General features: G+C 48.7%; 20 protein-coding genes and 2 pseudogenes. 12 read left to right on the top strand and 10 right to left on the bottom strand.

The features are described from left to right. The 4 genes from ACLW56_RS22725 to ACLW56_RS22710 all read right to left on the bottom strand — a co-directional run bounded on the left by ACLW56_RS22725 (window position 1) and on the right by ACLW56_RS22710 (window position 4,903). Window positions 1–954: a fimbrial protein gene (locus ACLW56_RS22725; protein ID WP_330985939.1), complete on the bottom strand. Its 954-nt coding sequence runs from the start codon at window positions 952–954 to the stop codon at window positions 1–3. An 18-nt stretch (window positions 955–972) separates the two neighbouring features. Further along, entirely contained in the window at window positions 973–3,549 is a 2,577-nt protein-coding gene (locus ACLW56_RS22720) for a fimbria/pilus outer membrane usher protein (RefSeq protein ID WP_330985938.1), read from the bottom strand. A gap of 31 nt (window positions 3,550–3,580) precedes the next feature. After that, window positions 3,581–4,282, bottom strand: a complete 702-nt coding sequence (locus ACLW56_RS22715; protein WP_330985937.1) for a molecular chaperone — start codon at window positions 4,280–4,282, stop codon at window positions 3,581–3,583. Window positions 4,283–4,354: 72 nt separating this feature from the next. Continuing rightward, a complete protein-coding gene (locus ACLW56_RS22710; RefSeq protein ID WP_330985936.1) occupies window positions 4,355–4,903 on the bottom strand; it encodes a fimbrial protein in 549 nt (182 codons plus the stop codon). 352 nt (window positions 4,904–5,255) lie between these two features. Between ACLW56_RS22710 and ACLW56_RS22705 the strand changes: the two genes are divergently transcribed. Then, on the top strand, window positions 5,256–5,903 hold the full coding sequence (locus ACLW56_RS22705) for a helix-turn-helix domain-containing protein (protein WP_330985935.1): 648 nt from the start codon (window positions 5,256–5,258) through the stop codon (window positions 5,901–5,903). A gap of 414 nt (window positions 5,904–6,317) precedes the next feature. Next, complete coding sequence (locus ACLW56_RS22700) at window positions 6,318–7,085, top strand: siderophore-interacting protein (protein WP_330985934.1); 768 nt, start codon at window positions 6,318–6,320, stop codon at window positions 7,083–7,085. A gap of 115 nt (window positions 7,086–7,200) precedes the next feature. Here the strand turns inward: ACLW56_RS22700 and ACLW56_RS22695 are convergent, their stop codons facing one another. After that, window positions 7,201–8,172 carry a DNA repair protein gene (locus ACLW56_RS22695; RefSeq protein WP_330985933.1) on the bottom strand — a complete coding sequence of 324 codons (972 nt, stop codon included), beginning with the start codon at window positions 8,170–8,172 and terminating at the stop codon, window positions 7,201–7,203. 296 nt (window positions 8,173–8,468) lie between these two features. On the opposite strand from ACLW56_RS22695, the gene ACLW56_RS22690 reads away from it, so the two are divergent. The 6 genes from ACLW56_RS22690 (at window position 8,469) to ACLW56_RS22665 (ending at window position 14,342) form a co-directional block, all read left to right on the top strand. Next, window positions 8,469–8,921, top strand: coding sequence for a glycoside hydrolase domain-containing protein (locus ACLW56_RS22690; RefSeq protein WP_330985932.1), 453 nt, complete (start codon window positions 8,469–8,471; stop codon window positions 8,919–8,921). A gap of 81 nt (window positions 8,922–9,002) precedes the next feature. Next, window positions 9,003–10,736 carry a patatin-like phospholipase family protein gene (locus tag ACLW56_RS22685; protein ID WP_330985931.1) on the top strand — a complete coding sequence of 578 codons (1,734 nt, stop codon included), beginning with the start codon at window positions 9,003–9,005 and terminating at the stop codon, window positions 10,734–10,736. 109 nt (window positions 10,737–10,845) lie between these two features. Next, entirely contained in the window at window positions 10,846–11,202 is a 357-nt protein-coding gene (locus ACLW56_RS22680) for a copper resistance protein (RefSeq protein WP_330985930.1), read from the top strand. A gap of 47 nt (window positions 11,203–11,249) precedes the next feature. After that, window positions 11,250–13,265, top strand: coding sequence for a protein-disulfide reductase DsbD family protein (locus ACLW56_RS22675; protein WP_330985929.1), 2,016 nt, complete (start codon window positions 11,250–11,252; stop codon window positions 13,263–13,265). Further along, a complete protein-coding gene (locus ACLW56_RS22670) occupies window positions 13,265–13,849 on the top strand; it encodes a DsbA family protein (RefSeq protein WP_330985928.1) in 585 nt (194 codons plus the stop codon). The genes ACLW56_RS22675 and ACLW56_RS22670 overlap by 1 nt, the downstream gene beginning before the upstream one ends. After that, on the top strand, window positions 13,839–14,342 hold the full coding sequence (locus tag ACLW56_RS22665) for a protein disulfide oxidoreductase (protein WP_330985927.1): 504 nt from the start codon (window positions 13,839–13,841) through the stop codon (window positions 14,340–14,342). The genes ACLW56_RS22670 and ACLW56_RS22665 overlap by 11 nt, the downstream gene beginning before the upstream one ends. A 492-nt stretch (window positions 14,343–14,834) precedes the next feature. Here the strand turns inward: ACLW56_RS22665 and ACLW56_RS22660 are convergent, their stop codons facing one another. Then, window positions 14,835–15,395: a hypothetical protein gene (locus ACLW56_RS22660; RefSeq protein ID WP_330985926.1), complete on the bottom strand. Its 561-nt coding sequence runs from the start codon at window positions 15,393–15,395 to the stop codon at window positions 14,835–14,837. A gap of 314 nt (window positions 15,396–15,709) precedes the next feature. On the opposite strand from ACLW56_RS22660, the gene ACLW56_RS22655 reads away from it, so the two are divergent. Together ACLW56_RS22655 and ACLW56_RS22650 are read left to right on the top strand one after the other, a co-directional pair. Continuing rightward, on the top strand, window positions 15,710–16,147 hold the full coding sequence (locus ACLW56_RS22655; RefSeq protein ID WP_330985925.1) for a hypothetical protein: 438 nt from the start codon (window positions 15,710–15,712) through the stop codon (window positions 16,145–16,147). A gap of 601 nt (window positions 16,148–16,748) precedes the next feature. Continuing rightward, window positions 16,749–17,240, top strand: coding sequence for a SymE family type I addiction module toxin (locus ACLW56_RS22650; RefSeq protein WP_330985924.1), 492 nt, complete (start codon window positions 16,749–16,751; stop codon window positions 17,238–17,240). A gap of 147 nt (window positions 17,241–17,387) precedes the next feature. Here ACLW56_RS22650 and ACLW56_RS22645 read toward each other — a convergent pair whose 3' ends face one another. Further along, entirely contained in the window at window positions 17,388–17,891 is a 504-nt protein-coding gene (locus ACLW56_RS22645; RefSeq protein WP_330985923.1) for a DUF2569 family protein, read from the bottom strand. A 121-nt stretch (window positions 17,892–18,012) separates the two neighbouring features. On the opposite strand from ACLW56_RS22645, the pseudogene ACLW56_RS22640 reads away from it, so the two are divergent. Next, window positions 18,013–18,108: pseudogene (locus ACLW56_RS22640) on the top strand (hypothetical protein); the annotation flags it as partial. Between the two features lie 36 nt (window positions 18,109–18,144). Here ACLW56_RS22640 and ACLW56_RS22635 read toward each other — a convergent pair. From ACLW56_RS22635 to ACLW56_RS22625, 3 genes are all read right to left on the bottom strand, one after another. Continuing rightward, complete coding sequence (locus ACLW56_RS22635) at window positions 18,145–18,351, bottom strand: hypothetical protein (RefSeq protein ID WP_330985922.1); 207 nt, start codon at window positions 18,349–18,351, stop codon at window positions 18,145–18,147. 50 nt (window positions 18,352–18,401) lie between these two features. Further along, complete coding sequence (locus tag ACLW56_RS22630; RefSeq protein WP_330985921.1) at window positions 18,402–18,779, bottom strand: contact-dependent growth inhibition system immunity protein; 378 nt, start codon at window positions 18,777–18,779, stop codon at window positions 18,402–18,404. A 446-nt stretch (window positions 18,780–19,225) separates the two neighbouring features. Continuing rightward, window positions 19,226–19,600 (bottom strand): hypothetical protein, encoded by a 375-nt coding sequence (locus tag ACLW56_RS22625; RefSeq protein ID WP_330985920.1) that lies wholly within the window; start codon window positions 19,598–19,600, stop codon window positions 19,226–19,228. Window positions 19,601–19,851: 251 nt separating this feature from the next. Between ACLW56_RS22625 and ACLW56_RS22620 the strand changes: the two are divergent. Beyond that, window positions 19,852–20,182 (top strand): annotated as a pseudogene (locus ACLW56_RS22620) (transposase); the annotation flags it as partial.

Below are 20,182 nucleotides of genomic sequence, written 5' to 3'. Positions count from 1 at the left end.
TCATTCATAGGAAATGGAAACGGTTGCATTGGCATTAGCGGGACCACTATTGACCGTTGAGCCTGTCTGAATGTAGTGGGCCTGCCAGTTAATGGTGTAGGTGCCTGTTGTGCTGGTGGTGGCAAGCAGGTACTTGCTGTTCAACGTGACTGGGGCACCGTTCTGATCGAGCATTTGTACGCCAACGCCAGTGGCAGCATTCTCCTCTGGCGTCAGCTTTAAGGTGCCGGGCTGCGCCGTATCGGCATCGCCCTGGATGTTGACGTTGACGCGAGTACCGCTGTCGCAGTTCAGGCCTATACTGACTGGCTTCGACACCGTACTGCTGCCGGGAGCGGTAAAATCAGTCGTCATCCAGTCACCCAGATTGATATTCACGCTGGTCTGGTTCAGCGTGCAGGCCAGCTGCTGGACCTGGCCGCCGACCAGGGTGCCGAAAAAGCCCTCATAGCCACTGTAGGTTCGCGAAAAGAGCTTCCCGGTCGTTACGGTTCCTGAGGTGATCGGACCCGTTTTATAGAGCTCGACCATTGCCCCGCTACCTGCAATATTTACGGATGAACCAGAAACAGAAATGGTATCAGTGTAGGGCGGATTTTCGAAAGGCGTTGATGGATCTGCGGTCAGATAGACTTTTATACCGACGCCCGGTATGCCAGTCTGGTAGACATGTTCAAGTACACCGCTCGGGTCACGTAGCAGACTCGCCGTGAGGGTATAGGACGGAGATGTACAAGTGATAATCGCCGCGCCTTCTTGAGTGGAATTCAGTCGCTGTGAATAGATCATTGTGCCAACCGGAACATCACGCTGAACGGTGATGCTGCCAAGGTTAATGTTATCCCAATGCGTTGACCCAGCACCGGGTGTCTTGTCGCAGGAAGCTTTGCTAAAAAAGCTGACCGGAAGGAGACACAAAATGAGCAATGGCAGGGCGATTTTTTTGATCTGCATAATTTACCTGTACTTATATTAGCGTAGACAGTTGGATGTCATTTGCTGAATACCTGTGGAAGGATTTTCCGTTTCACTTAACGTTATCTGCGCCGTGCAGCGCTGATCCCTGTCACTCCCCCACTGTGCGGTCACCGTGTCGCCGTTGTTGACGCCGCTGAGATACACTTCGCCTTTATCGCCGACGATGCCACTGTTCTGCGCGATGCCATTCACTGCCACCGGTGTGCCGAACGGCAGAAGCGTGCCATTACGGGAGAGCGTGAGTAAAATACGTGAGCCAATATGGGTCGTGTACGCCGACAGGACCACGGCACCCGCTGTTGGTACCACCTGCTGGACGCTATCTGTGATATCGACGTCATCGTTCAGGCTGTCTGGTTCGAGCGTAATACGGTTGCGTTTATAGGGCGAAAGCCAGGGCACCACTGTGTATCCGCGCCAGTCGGTGCTGATGCCGGTATTATTTTCCACTCGGGTTCCGGCGGCTCCCGGGGCTTTGATGAGGGCGATTGCGGCCATATCGCCGCCAACAGGCTGACCCAGCGTCACCCCCCAGCGGTGAGCAAAGAGCGACCCCTGAAGGCCATAGTTGATTTGTTGATTGTCGGGGCTGAAGGTATAGCCAGCATTCACTTCACCATAGCTGCCTTTATAGTCGGCGGTGGCATTACCACTGTTATCGCCACCGTGATTCTGACCGCTGGTTGACACGCTCCAGGAGAGGTTTTGTTGTTCCAGCGCGGTGCCACTTAACCCGGTCTGATAGCTGGAGTCGCCATGTTTATTGCTGGTGTAACTTGCGGTGGCATAGGAACCGGGCAGCCAGCGTTCCAGAGGAATACTGATATTCAGCGCAAGCTGCTGATCGCTACCTCGCGTAGAATCCACATTGCCGGTATAACTCCAGGAGAGTGTCCAGTTGACGTTCCATGCGTTCTGGTTGTAGCTGATCGTTGCATTACGTTCGTAACCGTCAACGCCCCAGTAATCCTGCTGATAGCCGGAAAGCGACAGCGAGCCACCGGTACCGCCAGCAATATTCTGAGTAAAAACAGTCTGCACTTTGCTGCGCTTGTTGTAGCGGGTATAGGTGGACTCGCTATCGTCATCATCACTTTCACGTAGTGCCTGGTAATCTGCCGCTTCTCCGAAGGTATAAAACCCGGAGGTGGAGTAGCGATAACCTGCCAGCGTGATAGTTGAATCTGTACTCTCGATATCTTTGGAATACTGAAAACGCACAGATTGTCCCGACTTGTTGCCCGTATAGAGTTCACTCCATGCCTGGGTGAGGTCAAAAGAGACAGAGCCTAAATCACCGAGTCCCAACCCCAGCCCGGCAGCAAGGTTACGATAATGTTCCGCCTGCTGTGTTCCGCCATACACCGTAACGCCATTATTCAGACCATAGAGTCCGGTTGTCTGGATAAATTTGGGCTCGTCGCCATCTGTCGTTGAGCTACGGTATTTGCCTGCGGTCAGGGCATACTTGAGCCTGCCTTCGCGCTGCATAATCGGAACGCTGGAAAAAGGCTGGGTAAATGATCTTTCGGTACCGTCAGCTTCGCGAATGGTAACCTGGAGATCGCCACTGGCAGATGTGGGATAGAGATCGCTAATGGCGAATGCTCCCGGTGGAACGTAACTTTGGTAGATAGCCGTACCGTTCTGGCGGATGGTTACCTGAGCATTCGACTGCGCAATACCGCGTACTACCGGAGCGAATCCGCGCAGGCTGTCCGGCAGCATGTTGTCATCTGATGCAACCTGCAGGCCACGGAACTGTACGCTGTCAAAAATATCGGAAGGCGTGAAGCTGTCGCCTGCAATAAATTGCCCCCTGACAGCTTTAATATCGTGTTGTAACCAGGTGTTGATAGCGTCCCATTTGTTTTGGGCGGTTGCATTGTTGTCAGAATGGTTATAGTTCCAGGTACTGTAATTGCGTAAACGCCAGCCGCCTATGTTCATTCCGCTACGCAAGCTGAGGAAATAATTATCGGTCCGGACCTTGTCATTGTTATTATCCTGTGTATTGCTGGCCCCGGTGAAGGCATAGCTGGTGAAAACGGCAGGAATACCATCATCCCATAAGGCCGGATCTACCGCGCCCTGAGCGGTGGTATTCATTAAGGCCTGAGGAATCGTTATATTGAGTTGCTGCTGCGAAAAATCAAAGTCAACAGTGGCTTTTTCAATGTATTTTTCTAATGGAAAGAGGATTTCACCCGGTGATATTTTCTGTAATGCAGGAATTGCTGCCGTATTAATATTAAGAGATTGCAACATCTCAAGTGTGAGTTCCGGCTCCAGTGTTCCCTGCTCTGTTTTACGGAAGAGCAGATCCCTTGAGTCTGTTTCGTTACCATTTAGCCAGACGGTAACGCGATAGTTTCCGGGGGATTGCCCACCTTCGCGGGTAAACTGAGATAAATCAACAGGTAAATTTCCAGGATTGTCTACTTCAAGGGCATGAACATTAAAAGTCTCTTCACTGTAAGAGTATGGCGAATGTACTGCAATAAGTAACGCATATGGGAATATGTGGCTCCTTAACGTGATGTGGAATTTTTTCTTTGCATATCTTTTCACTATTTAGTCTCATCCTGGTAATAAAAGTGATTTATTTAAGTTGAGCAGTTAGTGCCTCACTGTTACCGCCAAAACGATTAATGAACTGCCAACTGACCTGATTTCCGGTCACATTCTCTGGCAGGTTATAGCGAGCACTTCCGAGAGGGGGAACCATAATATCGGTAGTGTCAATAGTGTGACCATCGATTTTTAAACTATAAAAACTAATATAGTAGGGGGTAGGGTTATTTACCTCAACAGTATTGTCTTTACGCCTGAAATCAACTTGTTGCCATTCATTCTCTTTTATTTTTTCGAGACCTGGTGGGCGATAAAATAATTTAATACGTGTTTTAATCGAAAGCTGGAGGACGTTTTTAGCCTGAGTATCTGATGCCGGAATAGATTTGACGTTCATCCAGAATACGGATTCTTTATTTTGCGGTAACGGTTTACCATTGTAGATTATTCGAATGAGGTTATCTTTGCCTTTATCCAGGCGAAATAATGGCGGTGTAACAATAAACGGCACCTCAGTGCTATTATTTTCATCACCTTTTGAACCTTTATTATCTACCCAGCCTTGAATCAGGTAGGCGATGTTGTCCGGGTTGCGTACAGACAATGATGTTTCTTTTTTACTGCCATCGTAAATGATTCTGGTACCGCCGACAATAACACCTGCGTAGGTTTTTGAACCTAACAGGAGCAGGCCACCTATGAGAGTTGATAATATAATTTTGCAATGCATGAGTTTTATTTTTCTTTGGTTAAAATGTTAAGGTAGTGATAAGGAGAACACTACCTGCTAACCTACTTAATATTATTGGTAATTCAGCGTGAACTGAGAAGTACCGTTTGCAATCCCTGGCGTAACCGTTGCTGTTGTTGAGACATAGCGGGCAACAAAATTAAGGATCGCAGTATTATCTGCACTATTTACCGGAAACACAGCTGACGCAGTTTGTAAAGGAATTATGGTGCCGGTCGCATCGGCAATTTCAATACCTACCCCACTAGCGGCAGTGCCGGGAGCGGCTACCGGATCCAGTTTAAGTAATGACGGATTAGTAGCATTTGCATTTCCGTCATATTTTATGGTGACGCCAGTTGCGGATTCAGGACAGCTACTTAACGTAATTTTATAGGCTGTTGGCGATGATTTTGCACCTGAAGAACTGAATGAGGTTGCAGCAACTTTACCAAGATTTACGTTCAGGTTCTGAGATGCGCTGTCAACCTGACACGCGTCAGCAATAATTTCCCCCGTGAAGTTAACTGTACCATCCGTCGCCTGAGTAATAGTAGGTACCGAAAGTCCGGTAGCGGCCAGAACGAGCAGGGTTCTGAGGGGAAATATATTTATTTTCATGTAAATCAACCTTCTCTTATAATGACATTAAAAAAATACAGCTTAAATAAATTAATCTGTTGGCTAAAATATAAATTGGTTTTTGCAATTGAACAAACGTCAATAGTGGATATAATCCTGCCTTTGTATTCAAAAACCTGCCTTTTATGCTTTTGTTGTTTTTTTTTGTAACGTTACCGCGGTTGCCGTCCAAAAATGGAATTTTTGATAAGAGTATTCCTGGTTTGATGTTGTGATGTTATTATTGACTTTGTTAAGAAATTAATGTTTATTTTATATTATTTTAAACAGATGCCGGGATGTTCTCTCTTCATCACAATGCATTGTCATCTTTGTCCGGGGGATTCTGAATGTGAATGATATATTTTTTGATAGCAAAAGGCCTGAAAAGCCATTTGGTTCTTTTCGTAGATTAATGCTGGTGTTGAGGAGTCATGCTATTCACAGAGAATTATTAGGGAATTGCATTGTAAAGACAAATGATAACGAGCCCAGTGAAAGATTTATACACATGATACCTCACGGCTATTGCACCCTTCACCGTCACCTTGATGATTTACAAGTTTTCTCTGTACAGCCACCGATTATTTTAGGGATTTCCTCACTGGTTCATAATAAAGAGTATTTTTATTTGCGTACTCTTGGTCCATGTGATTGTTATTCATTGCTGAGTGATGACGCCATCAAGATTATTAATGAAAATTATATGTGGAAGGATGTGGCAAAAATACTGGCTTTCTTTACGGAGCTTTGGGCTGCGCGTGATGCAGTGCTGACCGGAGTAAATGCTTATACATCAATAAGAGAGCATATTAAAGAGTATATGGAACAGCCAGCTTTACTCAGGTATGAAATTACTACTGCGGAGTTTGTTAAACAGCGGACGGGGCTTTCACGGAGTATGATCCTTAAAGTGATATCTGAGTTACGGAAAGGAGGGTACATTGATGTTATAAAAGGACGCGTCACAGAAATTTATAAACTTCCTGAGCGTTGGTGATTTGTTCGGTAGAAATGTGTCAGTTTTGTTTTTGCTCATGTAGTTACAAAAAATAGGCTATTCTCTTTCTTTGTGACTACGCATTAATGTTGTTTTCCTCACGAGATTAAAATCAGCGTTAACTCGCCTCCGTTCTGCCATTACATACCCCAGAACCTCGCTTAGTCTGGTCTCCATTATCTGTGAGTAAGATCAGTTGTTATCTCGCTATTTATACGCCATTCATTTCCAGTCACTCCGCCAGTTTTATCTTATGACCTGCAGGCAGATCTTCGGGATTACGAAGAAGCAACTCTCCGCTGTATTGATCTTTTAGTCAGGGGCAAAGACCGCACATCCTGTGCTTTTGCGTTTTGTTGTAAATCATTATCATTTGCGTTAATGATAACGACCAACTTTTGCAGAGGCTGACCGATGACGACCCCTAAACAGAAATACCCGCAGCGAGTCCGTAACGAGCTGCGGTTCCGTGAACTGACGGTTCTTCGCGTAGAACGTGTCAGCGCGGCATTCCAGCGCATTGTGCTGGGCGGTGAGGCGCTGGAAGGCTTCACCTCCCCAGGATTTGACGATCACACCAAACTCTTTTTCCCGGAACCAGGTAGCCATTTCGCACCGCCGACGATGACCGATGAAGGCATCGTGTGGGCAGAAGGCGTGCGCCCGGTATCGCGCGATTACACTCCGCTGTTCGATGCGCAGCGTAACGAACTGACGTATGACTTTTTCATTCACGAAGGCGGTGTTGCAAGCCAGTGGGCGATGAATGCCAAAGCAGGCGATAAGTTGACGATTGGCGGCCCACGCGGATCGCTGGTGGTGCCAGAAGATTACGCCTGGCAGCTTTATGTTGCGGATGAGTCAGGCATGCCCGCGCTGTTGCGCCGATTTAAAGCGTTGCGCGAGTTGCCTGTGCGCCCGCAGGTGAAAGCCATTGTGACGGTGGCAGATGCCAGCTATCAGGATTACCTGGCAGATTGCGGCTTCGGGATTGACTGGGTTATCGGTCACAGCAAGGAAGCCGTCGCGGAGAAACTGAAAGCGGTGACGGTGCCGGAAGAAGACTATTTCCTGTGGCTAACCGGAGAAGGCGCAGTGGTGAAAGCGCTGCTGGATAACTGCATTTCTGACGCTATCGACCCGCAGTTAGTGCGTTCTCAGGCTTACTGGCATCAAAAGTGATTGTGCCAGCCCCTCTCCCTAACCCTCTCCCGCGGGGAGAGGGGACCGTCAGGAGCGACCTTGCTTTCTCCCTCTCCCTTTGGGAGAGGGCAGGGGAGAGGGGTCACTCAAATACTCAAGCCACCTCGTCAAACCCGGCATCGACAATTTGCCTCTCAAGCGTATAAATCGTATTTCGCATCGCTTTTTCCTGCTGCTGGAAATACCCTTCCGGGTCGCGAAGCGTCGTCACCAGTTGCCATGAGCCTTCTTTCTCCAGACTACCAAGCTCTTCATTGAGTGCCTGAATTTGCTGGCGAATTTCAGCAATGCGCCGCGTTAAACGTTCCAGATCGTTCAGCCTAACGCTTGCCATCATCGGCTTTTGGCCCTGCATCAGTTTCCCGAGGATCATCTTTACGCTGGCGAGGTCGCTGCGCTGGCGTGCCTGATTCAACTGCACCATCAGCGAGGTGGCTTCTGCTTTCAGTTCATCCTCCACCAGATCCGGATGGCAGAGTTTGCTCGCCTGCCGCCACAAGCGTTTTAATTCCTGACGTTCTGACTCCGCCAGCCGCTGCTGTGCCTGCTGGTGGCGCTGGGCTTCCTGATGGCGCTGCCGACAGGATTCATAATCCGCGTCGGCTTTTCGGGCTGACTCTTCGGTGACGGGTTCGCTGCGATCGCCCTCGCGCAGCTGCTTGCGCAGTATCTTCTCGGCCAGCACTTTGCGCAGACGCAGGATCTCCGTCATCAGCGGCCCGAGGCGTGTCATGTAGAGATCGTTAAACTCATCCAGCCGCTGAATGCGTGAGTTGCGGCGATCGATGAGATCCCGCAGTTCGCTTTCCAGGGTTTTCAGTTCGAGCTTATTCGCGGCGATGCGAGGATCTTGCCAGGCCGTCAGCGCGCGCTGGTTTTGCAGCCAGGCGAGAATAGCCGTTATGGCCTCGGCATAATGCTTTTGTTCCAGCGCCTGAACAATGCCCTTCAGACCGTCATCCAGGCTCTCTTTTTTGAGCTGCACCAGTTGGCTGTGGATGATGTCGTCATCTTCCAGCTCAATCGCATTCTTAATGATTTCCAGCCGTTTGATCGGTTTGTTCATGGCGTGCTTATTGGGTTTCCGGTTCGGCGGGATGGCTGGCAGATTATCACTGGCTGAAAAGGGATGCCAGCCATCCACAGGCAATTGAAAGAATGTAAAATAAAGCATAGCTAATAAAAAATCATGAAATTTTAATTAAAGTTAAATTTTGGGGTTTATATTTTTTGTTATTCAGCAGAAAGCATTATGCCATTTAATTTCAGGCTATGCTAAATCTGATGTTCATTGATGCGGCATGGCATCTTTTCAACACACAGATTATTCAATAGCAGCCTAATTCATTTCACGGGGGGTCTATGTCATATAAAGAGGATTTTGGCCTGGCCATTGGTCAGCCTGTGGGTCAGGGAAGTACGATCCTTTTTTCCGGCGATATGGATTGCAGCGCTCGGGAGATAGACGGGCCGATACTCGACTATTTTGAGGCGATACAGCAAACCATTGGTTCAGCTTTTGCGATCGGTGCCTATGGCAGCGGCGCTGTGCTGTCAAAGTTATTAGCGGAAAAGCAGATCTCCGTGCCGAGCGGCTTTCCTGGCACGCAGGCGTTTTTTACAGCAACAAATGGGCGTTGCGACAGGTCCCGCCGGAACAATGACACCTTTGATTATGCAGAAAATCACGCTGAATATAATAGCCATTCGGATATCGTCGTTGAGGTTCGTGATAATGTGGTACGGGTGATGGGGGGATGTTGGCGATACTGTCTCTTTTGGTGTCGGACTTCAGGAATATCAACTCGACAATAATGGCTTTATTAAAGAAAGGCAGGGTGTTATCGCATTATTGAAAAACCGGGCCGATCAGGTTTAATCACGGGGGAGTCAGGTATGGGTAAAGATGCAGAGGGTTATTATTTTCCGGATCCAGATCCGCAGGGGATTATCGAACCCTACAGGGAAGCCGAAGCACCGCCGGATGACAACACGTTTGAGATTGCTCTGGTGATGGCAGGCGCTATCTCTGCGGGCTGCTATACCGCGGGAGTGCTGGATTTTTTGTTTGAAGCGCTGGATGCCTGGGAAAACGAGAAACTGAAACCAGACTCATCCATCCCCCGACATAAGGTGCGCGTTCGGGTTATCGCCGGCGCTTCCGCAGGCAGCATGAACGCCGCCATTGCCGCAGGGGCGCTTCGCTATAAATATCCCCCTCTTCGACCCGGAATGGACCCTGGCTTACTGAATAATCCGTTTTATTCAGGTTGGGTGAAAGATATCGACATCAATAAGCTGCTTACCGTTGACGATCTTGAGCAGAGTGGTGTCGTGAAATCGTTGCTAAATTGCGATGTCCTGCAGGCTATCACCAACAAAGCGCTGGATTATAGCGCTGAAGTGACAGAGAGAGCCTGGCTGCACGAGCGCGTTCGCTATATTTTCACTCAGACTAGCCTGCAAGGGATCCCCTATTTTTTCCCGATTACCGGAAATAGCACAGCAGGCCAGGCGATGACGCTGCATAAAACCTGGTCCAGTTTTTCTGTTGGCTATCAGGCGAATAAACCGATTAAAAGGAGACCGGATGATGTCGTGCTGGATCCTTCGTTTGTGAAAAAAACCGCCATTGCCAGTTGGGTCGAACTGGGCAATGCCGCGCTGGCATCCGGGGCATTTCCGCTGGCGCTGGCTCCCCGCTATGAAAAACGAAATCCGCAGACGTTGAGCTATCGTTTTGTTACCACGACGGCGCCAGAGAGCAATGAGGTGAAAATTCGGCAACTCTTTCCCGAGTGGGATAGCCATCCTCCCGTCCCATTATCAGTGAACGAATATATTGTGGACGGGGGCGTGATGGACAATGAACCGATGGAGCTGGCGCGTAAAGAGATGGCGGGGCTAGCGTGCAGCAACCCTCGTGATGGGATTAGCGCCCGTAGGGCGGTGATAATGATCGATCCTTTTCCTCAGTCGGCAAAGTCCGGCAGAGAGGAGCCGCCTGCGCCTTTCACGATCCTGAACAGCATTACCGGGCTTTTTTCGGCCGCCTTTGAGCAACTCAGATTTAACCCTGATGATTTAGCGCTGGCAATGGACGAAAAGGTCTACAGTCGCTATCTGATTGCGCCGGTTCGTTCAGAAGATGGAAACCGCAGAGAGCCAGATAATACGGCCATTGCCAGCGGATCGCTCGGCGGCTTCGGCGGGTTTCTGAGTGAGGAGTATCGCCATCATGACTACACGCTGGGGCGCAGGAATTGCCAGCAGTTTTTACGGGAGTACTTCTCGCTGCCACAGGGTAATCGTCTGTTCCTTGCCGGCGATCGGCATGTCCCAACCGGCAAGGGAGAATATCCGCTGATCCCACTCGCGGCGAGTGTCCAGCCGCAGGAGCCTTTGCCTGCCTGGCCAACTGCCCCGGTGGATTTGGAGCAGCTGACAGAGCGTATCGATAAGCGGCTGAAGTGCATAGTTCGTACCTTTTCAAAGACATATAAAGCATCTGTTTTGATGAGCGGCATGCTCCGGTTTGTCATTGTACCGATACTCAGGCGTCCGCTTATTGGCCAGATAAAAGCGTATATCAGTAAAGATCTGGATAAAAAACAGCTCCCCTGGTTTTAATCTCCGCGCACCGGGGCTGATACTTCCGGTGCGCCTTTTCCAGACACTTCTTTACAGCAAGCCAGCCCAACTGCCGTTAAGATAAGCCTCGAAAATGACCGAGGCTTTTATGATCGCAAAACAACGCAAAGCTTTTCTGCTCGTTGCTCTGGCATGTCTGGTGGTGCTTGTCTGCACCGCCCAGCGCATGGCGGGGCTGCATGCGTTGGTCATGAATTCCCCTGCGTTAACCCAGTCCGTGCAGCAAACTGTCGACAGCGACGCACCCGTCACCCCTTGTGAACTCAGCGCCAAATCGCTGCTGGCTTCGCCACCGGTGATGTTTGAAGGCGCGTTGTTTGCCGTCGCATTGCTGATGGCTGTGCTTTCGGTTGTCCCTCAGCGTTTCGAACGGCGCTGGCCGCCGCGCGACATCTCGCCACCCCGATTAAGGGTGCATCTGCGATTATGCGTCTTCCGTGAGTGAGTAATGCCTGTTAGTTCAGGTTAATTAATCATTTACGGAGAAAATCTATGCGTATTTTTTTCAGGCAGCTTGTGCTCTGCCTGCTCTGGCTATGGCTGCCTGTCAGCCAGGCTGCCGACAGCGGCTGGCTGCGTGCCGCCGATAACAGTCATGCCAGCGTCCGGCTTCGGGCGCAGACTCAGCCAGACGGCGAGGCTCGCGTGCTGCTGGACGTCGCCCTGCAAAAGGGCTGGAAAACCTACTGGCGATCGCCGGGTGAGGGCGGCATTGCGCCTGCCATCAAATGGTCATCACCTGTAGAAATGGACTGGCGCTGGCCCGCTCCACAGCGTTTTGACGTGGCAGGCATTTCGACTCAGGGCTATCACGGTAACGTCGCTTTCCCGATAACCCTGCGCGGCAACCTGCCTGAAAAACTGCAGGGCTTGCTGACGCTTTCCACCTGCAGCAACGTTTGCATCCTCACCGATTACCCGTTCACCCTGGATTTGAAAGTTCCCGCCGACAAAGAGTTTGGCTACGACTTCACCCGCGCGATGGGCACGCTGCCGTTAAAAAGCGGCCTGACATCGCATCTTGAAGCGGGTTATCAGACAGGAAAACTCACGGTTACCGCCACGCGCGAAGCAGGCTGGCAGCAGCCAGAGCTGTTTATCGACACGCTCGCAGACACCGATTTCGGCAAACCAACCTATAAAATCAGCGGCGATACGCTGACCGCCACTGTGCCAGTGAGCGACGGCTGGGGCGAAACCGCGCCCGATTTACGTGGGAAAACGCTTTCGGTAGTGCTGAGCGACGAAGGGCAGGCGCAGGAAAGCCAGCTCGCCGTCGGGCAAGCGGCGGCGAGTGCAGAGGCATTATCGCTGTGGTGGGTGCTGCTGATGGCGCTGGCGGGCGGGCTGATCCTCAACGTCATGCCGTGCGTATTGCCCGTGCTGGCGATGAAGCTCGGCAGCATTGTGCAGGTGCAATCGACCGATCGCCGCCACGTTCGCCAGCAGTTTGTGGCCTCCAGCATCGGGATTGTCACCTCGTTCCTGGCGCTGGCGCTGATGATGACGCTGCTGCGGCTCAGCAATCAGGCGCTCGGCTGGGGCATTCAGTTCCAGAACCCGTGGTTTATCGCGGTGATGGCGCTGGTGATGGTGCTGTTCAGCGCCAGCCTGCTCGGCCTGTTTGAAATCCGCCTCTCCTCTGGTGTTTCGACGTTCCTCGCCACTCGCGGCGGCAACACGCTGGCCGGGCATTTCTGGCAGGGCGCATTTGCCACACTATTGGCAACACCTTGCACCGCGCCGTTTCTGGGGACGGCGGTTTCCGTCGCGCTGGTCGCGCCTCTGCCGTTGTTATGGGGTCTTTTCTTCGCCATGGGGATCGGCATGAGCCTGCCGTGGATTTTCATCGCCATCTGGCCGGGGCTGGCGCTGAAAATGCCAAAACCAGGCCGCTGGATGAACGTCGTCAGAGCCATCCTCGGGCTGATGATGCTCGGTTCCGCGCTGTGGCTGGGCAGCCTGCTGAAAACGCATATCGGCTTTATCCCAACGTTTGCCGTGCTTGCTCTGGTGGCCGTTATTCTGCTGGTTTCGATTGCATGGCGCTGGGGAAAACGTATCGCGATGGGCAGCACGTTTGCGACCGTGCTCGTCCTCGTGGCGACATTCCTGCTGATGCGCCCGGACAGTAAAGGCATCGTGGAAGATCGCGTGAACTGGCAACCGTTGAGCGAGCAGGCGATAACCGCTGCGCTGGCGGACAACAAACGCGTCTTCATCGACGTGACCGCCGACTGGTGCGTGACCTGCAAAGCCAATAAGTACAACGTCCTGCTGCGCGATGACGTACAGGAAGCGCTGACCGCCCCGGATGTGGTTGCCCTTCGCGGCGACTGGAGCCGCCCATCGGACACCATCAGCCAGTTTCTTCGCACCCGCCAAAGCGTGGCGGTGCCGTTCAATCAAATTTACGGGCCAGAACTGAAGCAGGGCCTGGTATTGCCGCCGCTGCTCAGCACCGATGACGTGCTGCAAACCCTCAATCAGGCCAAAGGACAACACTAATGCGCATCATCACTCTGATTTTCTTATTCTGCCTTTCCACCTTCAGCATGGCGGCCGAACCGCAGTTACAGGACTTGCTGTTCAACGACCCGAACACCCCGGCGATGGGGGCGAAAAAGCCGCGTCTGACGCTGGTGTCGTTCACCGATTACAACTGCCCGTACTGCAAACAGTTCGACCCGGAGCTGGAGAAAATCGTCCACAAATACCCGGACGTGCGGCTGGTGGTCAAACTGCTGCCGTTCCGCAGTGAAAGCTCTGCCGCGTCGGCAAGGATCGCTCTCACCGCATGGCGCGAACAGCCAGAGCAGTTCTGGGCGCTGCATCAGCGCCTGATGTCGAAGAAGGGCTATCACGATGACGCGTCGATCCTCGCCGCGCAGCAAAAGACCAACACGGCGAACATCAAGCCGGACGGGCAAAGCGGTGAAACGCTGCAAATGAACCTGATCCTCTCGCAGGTGCTGGGCGTGCAGGGCACACCCGCTACGCTGGTCGGCAAAACGATGGTGCCGGGAGCGATCCCTTACGAAGACCTGGAGGCGCTGGTGAAAGAAGAGCTGGCGAAAGCCGATGCGAGCTAAGCTGAAGCGCTGGCTGCGCGAAGGCATTGTGCTGCTGCTGATTGCGGCAGCCGTGATGCTGGTGATGGATCAGTTTCGTAAACCGACGCTGCCGGCGACGTTTGTCAGTGCGCCATTGCAAACCATCGATGGTGAAACCGTCGACCTGGCCGCGATGAGCCAGGAACGCCCGTTGCTGGTGTACGTGTGGGCAACGTGGTGCGCAGTGTGTCGCTACACCACGCCAGCGGTGGCGAACATCGCGGAAGAGGGCGGTAACGTGATGAGCGTCGCCCTGCGATCCGGCGACGATGCCACGCTGACGCAATGGCTGACACGCAAGAAGTACGCGCTGCCCGTCGTCAACGACGAGCAAGGCACGCTCTCCCGCCAGTGGCAAATTCAGGTCACGCCCACGCTGGTGGTGATTTCAAAAGGCGAAGTGAAGTCTGTCACCACCGGCTTCACCAGCGGCTGGGGAATGAAACTGCGGCTGTGGTGGGCAGGGGTTTAGTGGTTTTACAGTAATGAGATGAACAAGCCACCTGGGAGGGTGGCTTTGTTTTTGGGGAGGGGGCGGTATCAGCAAGCAACAAAAAAATGTCAGTAAGTAATTGATTTTAATTGGGTGGTAGACTTGACTGGTATTGGCTCAGTAATTCTGTCCAGTTAAAGATAATTCACATAGTTGGCCGAATCTGCATATCCCAGAATTCTATAACCAGTTGAAGTTTCAATTCCTGGTAGATGAATAGCTCGAAGAATTTCTCCAATAGAACATTCGAATCTCCCCGGTCTAGTTCTTACAAATTAACACACTTATGTATGCAGCAAAGCCCGCTTCTGGCGCAAAGTGGCTATTCAGTTAGTTTAATTTTTTGTGTCTAGACTCATAGGGTGAACAATGAAATTTTTGCTGAATATACTCAAGTAGAATGCGAAAAGAAATTCAGATCAGATGGAGTTATGCACACAGGAAAGACATCTTTCAGGATGCTGGCAAAAATTACCGAGCAAGCATATCCAGCCAGTCTGGATTCTCAATTTTACCAGAATAGGGAAGCATCGCATGATTAATTAGCTCAAAGAACTCTGACTCCTTCATCCGAACGGCTTCGCTTGTACCAGGTCCTTCCCATTCATCAAAGAGATGCCAGTAAAGCGATTTTAGGGTATCGACCACCGCCGAAAAAATCTTTACGTCAGGTTCAAGCCAATGACATACCAGAAAATACATCTTCTGTTCTGCATCATGGATGGATGCACACTGGGAAAGTTGACTCATAAATATCTTGATCCAGACCAATGCTGCAGTTTTTAGCGATGGTAGATCTATACGCTGTTCTGCCATGTACCGTGACACATATAATTCAACCTCGGTCCGCTCAGGTTGATTATCAAACCCCAGTGAAGCGAGAATTAAAAGAGTCTCCGAATCATTTCCTTTGGTGATTTGATCTTCAGCCCATGCAATGATCTGGCCGTCCAGATCGTTGCGGAGAAAGTGATATTTCCGCGAAAAAACAAGCAGTCCGAGCAGGTCATTGAGTGTGTATAACGATGGCATCTGATATTCTCTTTCCTGTATTGATTACATGAACCCTGGCAATTTAACCTTCATTTTACCTTAACTATTGAAATATGTACTATTAAGTATAGTGGCATGCCGATTTGGGTCACATAAGAAGAAATGTGAAATATCTGCTCATGGCACGAGGCGGACAGGCTGTGTAGCCATCAGGCCAACTGCGAACGACGAGCGGACAACGGCAACTAACTCTTAGAGCGTAGCCGTTTAGATTGAGAAGCGATTGATTTAGTTGACTTAAGAAAAACTCTTGAGTAACACTAATATAAAACATGCCAAATATGGAGGAACGCATGAAACAATTATTTATTAAACTATTATTAAGCGTTGGGTTATTCATGGCTGGAGATGTTTTGGCGAATACGCCGGAACAAGTCGTTATCTCTTTCCAAAGGGATTATAAGTCATGGAATGATCAGTCATTCCAGTTTCACGGAGAGAAAGATGCCATGCTCCTGGCACAGAAGGGTTGGAATGAGCTTCTGAGTAAATATACAAAACCTGGTTTTCAGGGCGAGCCTATAGCTTTTGGTTCTGAATCTAGCCACGACCCTGAGCAAGAAAAAATCTTATCAACTCAGATTACTGGAGGAACAGCGATTGTTATGACAAAATTATCAAAGCAGTACTATTCCCCAATTTATGAATATCAATTGTTCAAAGAAAAGGATACTTGGTTCTTATCTCAGATCTTTTTAGTTGATGACGATGGAAAATACCCAAGCTTGTAATGAAAGTGTTCACCATAAGTTACATACTGTGTTGATAGTAACGTTCATAATGGCATGAGGCTGTCAACCGATAGACTGAATAACCACAGTTAAGGTAGTTATCTTTTCGGCTGGCAGATTACCTTAGACTTCAGTTCATGGCACGAAGCTGTTTAGCTCTACGCCAAAGCTGTCTCAATTCAAATTTGAGCTAATTCATTTATCTTTTTGTTCCAGTGAGTTACTCAGTTCTGGCTGTTGCCGACTTTTTTCCTTCAGTCTGCACATCAGCAGGTTGTTCCCACTTTTAACCGTGACGTCCTTGCCGTAGGGCAGGGGATTATTACCGCCCTGAATACAAAAACGATTTAAATTAGCATCTAATATGCAACGCTGCATAAAGTAAAACGATTTCCTGAAGCAGCCTCGCATTTTTGAACATTGCTCATTTATAAAGGACTGTACTTTTACTCAGTACGGTATAATGAGCGAAGGCAAAGAAACATCAGACAGCAACAGGAAATTAACGAAATTATAAGTACAGATTATTAAAGAGCGCGGCATGAAAGTGCGACTAACACTTCCATACCGCTGACCACAAACAACTTTCAAGGAGTTGATCATGGCTGACAAAAATCATAAGCCAGAAGTAACTATTGCCAAAACAGTTTCTGAAACTTCGGCTAATATTTCAGAAAAGCACGATCCAGTACGCAAATATGACCGTTACGGCGTGCAAAACAAAGTCATCTGCAGAGCGAAATCGGCTCCCGATACAGACAAAAATAACGGTATCTCTAAACCGCTACGCCGCATGAGCGTCAGTTACGTCAGCATTCGCCACTACGACCGCAAGACAAACAGAACCAAATGCTACACCCGAAATGCCAGCCTGCGCCTGAACGGCATCTGGATGGAAGAAGCCGGGTTTACCTCCGGAACGCCGCTGGATGTGCGCGTAATGCCGGGTTGCCTGGTCATTACTACTCGCCCGACTGAAACGCCATTGATGACAGTGCTGAACAAAACCACGCAACTACCACAGAAAGAACAGCAAGAAGTGATGATGTTTTTGCAGGGGGTTGTGGCTAAGGTGGCGCTTGAGGGGGTTTGAGTCAGCTAAGTGATCCCGCCCGGCATGGGCGGGGAGCTGAATAAATAATGGCCGAAATGAATAGCATCAATAATATTAGAGAGCCTGATACCATGCTTTTTTGGCATGACCCCATCTCCAGGAATCAGTCTTTAATCCTCAGAGGGATTAATGTACGAATGTTTTTTTAACCCTAACTGAAACCCTAAAGTAAGGGACCCATATTAGTGCTGTTATCAAATTTCTAAAGATAGGAACAAGTTCATTGTACCCAATTGTGATGCCAGGGATCAGTCGATACAGTAAGTATGTATTCACTGACATTGTCACAATTATCAATATTAGAAATAACATATATACCTTCGGTAAAGATTTTTTCTTTCTTAAAAATAATGATAGTGTGAAAATAGTGAACATAAACATTGCCAGATAAGTGAAAAGAGACGAAATAAAAAATATCTTAGCCTCTGGTATTATATGCCAATAGCTTTCAACTAAAACCTTGAATGCTTGTGTCATTGCAAATAAATAGGATATTGCTGTTATTATTAACCCTAAAAGCGGTAAGTAGAGAAACCCTCCTATTTTTCTAAATTGTTTTTCTTCACACTCAGGGCAAAATTCCGCGTACTGAGGTATTTCCTTTCCGCATTTAATACATCCCCATTCCATATTAGCTCCTTAGATTATAATTTATGAAAGTCCACTATGTTTTTATTTATATAAGCCACACTCTGTTACCTTTAAACCATTTCGCGGATGGCGGTCACTATGATCGCCATTCCAGCAGAACCAAATGCTACACCTGAAGTGCCACGGGATCGAGGAAGCCGTGTTTACTACTGACACGCCGCTGGATGTTCGGGTGATGCCGGGGCATCTGGCCTAAAAGCTCCCGTCTGGTAAGGGCAGGAGCTTCTTTGTTTCAATTTGAAGTGGCTATTGCATCCAGAGTCTGACCTATTTTCTCATGCAACAATGCGACATCATCTCGTGTTGCTCCGATTCTGGTATCAAATTCTGCTACAGATATACCATTACAGATTTCATTGAGAGCCGAATTTAATATCCATAGCTCATCTTCTGTAAATCTTAGATCTGCTTGTTGTTTAATCACCGCTAATAATTCCATGAATCACCTCAAATCATCAAATCAAGTACGTTAAATTGTTAACCAAAGTCCTATTGCTTATCTATTTTATTGATTTTCAATATGTCATTTCTAAGCTCATCGTCAATTTCCGAACAATTTATTTGATTGATGATAATTTTGATTTGAGTATAGAGATTATGGTTATTTTTTAGTATCTCTGGTTTTATGGTTGCTACTGCCGCTATGACCTCGCCGTCATAATATTCTCCTGCGAGAGGATCTTGAGTCAGCACATCTAGTACTCTAGGTAGTAACTGAGTAACACAAAGATCTTGGCGGATAGCGCGACAAAGATCTTCTATGGATAGTTTGTCTAATGGTATGTCAACTATCGTTTCGAACCATTGCTCAAGCGATGATTGCTGACCGTTATTGATGTTTCCTATTAGTTTACGGAAGGTAACCATATCCCATGACCTTTAGTATTGTTACAATTATTCAGGGTGCTGTGGCGAAGGTTGCCCTTGAAGCAAACTGAACGAGAAAAGATCCCACCTGGCAAGGGCAGGATTTCAACTATATTTTTGGATTTGACGGTGGGGGACTTTTATTCTTACGCTCGTCTATTTTCGCAAAGATCCATGAACCAATTGCAGCAGCAAAACCTGCAATGCAACTCATTATAAACGTCTTATATATGTCATCATAATCGATACTAAATGATTTTGTGTACATATAAGTTATCGCGTACCGAATAGCAATGCCCAATATAAAAAAGCATGCAATGCCATAAATCACACTGAGGATTAATTTAGATAAAATTATTATACTTTTCATAATGTAACCTAATGGGCTGCATCTTATGCAGTCGATAGAGGGGACCCTGTCAAAAGATGCAGTCTTCACAGTTACCCTATTGCCCAAAGTTTCTCCAGGCAATGGCATGCTTTTGAGATTCACTACCGAGTTTTTTCTCAATTCTTCTCCATAGTTCATCATTTCCATTTGATGCATTTACAATCGACTCGACCAAACCGGTAGCTACAGCGGTAGCCAAATCATCATCATTGGATAACATACCATCTTCTACATGTTGGAATAGCAGTTCTCTTTCGGTGTCGCTAAGTTCATCAAACTGATTTGCAAGGGCTTTGCCTATGCTGGCAAATAATAAGATTAGTGGTGCTTCTTCAGGTGACCAATATTCCAAACATATATTGACTGCATTTTTTATATACTCTGACTTTTCAGTGAATACTCTTATATAGTTAGTTGTTGAATTTTTCATCACTTACCCTTCAGCGTATTTTGCATGTCTTTAAGAACGTTTTCCGCAGCAGCTTTATCACTTGTCGAAGCTTGTGGATTTTTATTTAACCAATCCTGCAAGGCTTTTGAGTAAGTTTCTGCTTTCTCAATATGCTCTCTACCACCAACTTTTTTGCCAGTTGCTAATTCTTACCTAACCGCATCGGTGATCTTACCCAGCAATAGTGGACACGGCACTAAGTGAGTAAACTCTTAACCCAGAGGTGACTCATGACTAAACCATCAGCAACGAAAAACAAGCCCCGTAAACAACACTCGCCTGCCTTTCGTGACGAAGCGCTTAAGCTTGCTCAACGTATTGGCGTGGCCGCAGCAGCGCGCGAACTCGGCCTGTATGAATCTCAGCTCTATGCCTGGCGCAGCAAGCAACAGCAGAGCCTGTCCGCTTGCGAACGTGAGCAGGAACTCGCGACCGAAAATGCCCGACTCAAGCGCCAATTGGCCGAACGAGATGAAGAGCTGGCCATTCTCCAAAAGGCCGCGACATACTTCGCGAAGCGCCTGAAATGAAGTATGTCTTTATCGAAAAACATCAGGCTGA

The organism is Pantoea sp. sgz302252, assembly GCF_047713085.1.
GTDB lineage: Bacteria > Pseudomonadota > Gammaproteobacteria > Enterobacterales > Enterobacteriaceae > Scandinavium.
This window is presented reverse-complemented; position numbering and strand designations above follow the sequence as displayed.

Bases quoted from the DNA above. Each gene is read 5' to 3' on its own strand.
- ACLW56_RS22725 (WP_330985939.1), bottom strand. From the start codon at position 954: ATGCAGATCAAAAAAATCGCCCTGCCATTGCTCATTTTGTGTCTCCTT.
- ACLW56_RS22715 (WP_330985937.1), bottom strand. From the start codon at position 4,282: ATGCATTGCAAAATTATATTATCAACTCTCATAGGTGGCCTGCTCCTG.
- ACLW56_RS22710 (WP_330985936.1), bottom strand. From the start codon at position 4,903: ATGAAAATAAATATATTTCCCCTCAGAACCCTGCTCGTTCTGGCCGCT.
- ACLW56_RS22700 (WP_330985934.1), top strand. From the start codon at position 6,318: ATGACGACCCCTAAACAGAAATACCCGCAGCGAGTCCGTAACGAGCTG.
- ACLW56_RS22695 (WP_330985933.1), bottom strand. From the start codon at position 8,172: ATGAACAAACCGATCAAACGGCTGGAAATCATTAAGAATGCGATTGAG.
- ACLW56_RS22690 (WP_330985932.1), top strand. From the start codon at position 8,469: ATGTCATATAAAGAGGATTTTGGCCTGGCCATTGGTCAGCCTGTGGGT.
- ACLW56_RS22685 (WP_330985931.1), top strand. From the start codon at position 9,003: ATGGGTAAAGATGCAGAGGGTTATTATTTTCCGGATCCAGATCCGCAG.
- ACLW56_RS22680 (WP_330985930.1), top strand. From the start codon at position 10,846: ATGATCGCAAAACAACGCAAAGCTTTTCTGCTCGTTGCTCTGGCATGT.
- ACLW56_RS22675 (WP_330985929.1), top strand. From the start codon at position 11,250: ATGCGTATTTTTTTCAGGCAGCTTGTGCTCTGCCTGCTCTGGCTATGG.
- ACLW56_RS22670 (WP_330985928.1), top strand. From the start codon at position 13,265: ATGCGCATCATCACTCTGATTTTCTTATTCTGCCTTTCCACCTTCAGC.
- ACLW56_RS22665 (WP_330985927.1), top strand. From the start codon at position 13,839: ATGCGAGCTAAGCTGAAGCGCTGGCTGCGCGAAGGCATTGTGCTGCTG.
- ACLW56_RS22660 (WP_330985926.1), bottom strand. From the start codon at position 15,395: ATGCCATCGTTATACACACTCAATGACCTGCTCGGACTGCTTGTTTTT.
- ACLW56_RS22655 (WP_330985925.1), top strand. From the start codon at position 15,710: ATGAAACAATTATTTATTAAACTATTATTAAGCGTTGGGTTATTCATG.
- ACLW56_RS22650 (WP_330985924.1), top strand. From the start codon at position 16,749: ATGGCTGACAAAAATCATAAGCCAGAAGTAACTATTGCCAAAACAGTT.
- ACLW56_RS22645 (WP_330985923.1), bottom strand. From the start codon at position 17,891: ATGGAATGGGGATGTATTAAATGCGGAAAGGAAATACCTCAGTACGCG.
- ACLW56_RS22635 (WP_330985922.1), bottom strand. From the start codon at position 18,351: ATGGAATTATTAGCGGTGATTAAACAACAAGCAGATCTAAGATTTACA.
- ACLW56_RS22630 (WP_330985921.1), bottom strand. From the start codon at position 18,779: ATGGTTACCTTCCGTAAACTAATAGGAAACATCAATAACGGTCAGCAA.
- ACLW56_RS22625 (WP_330985920.1), bottom strand. From the start codon at position 19,600: ATGAAAAATTCAACAACTAACTATATAAGAGTATTCACTGAAAAGTCA.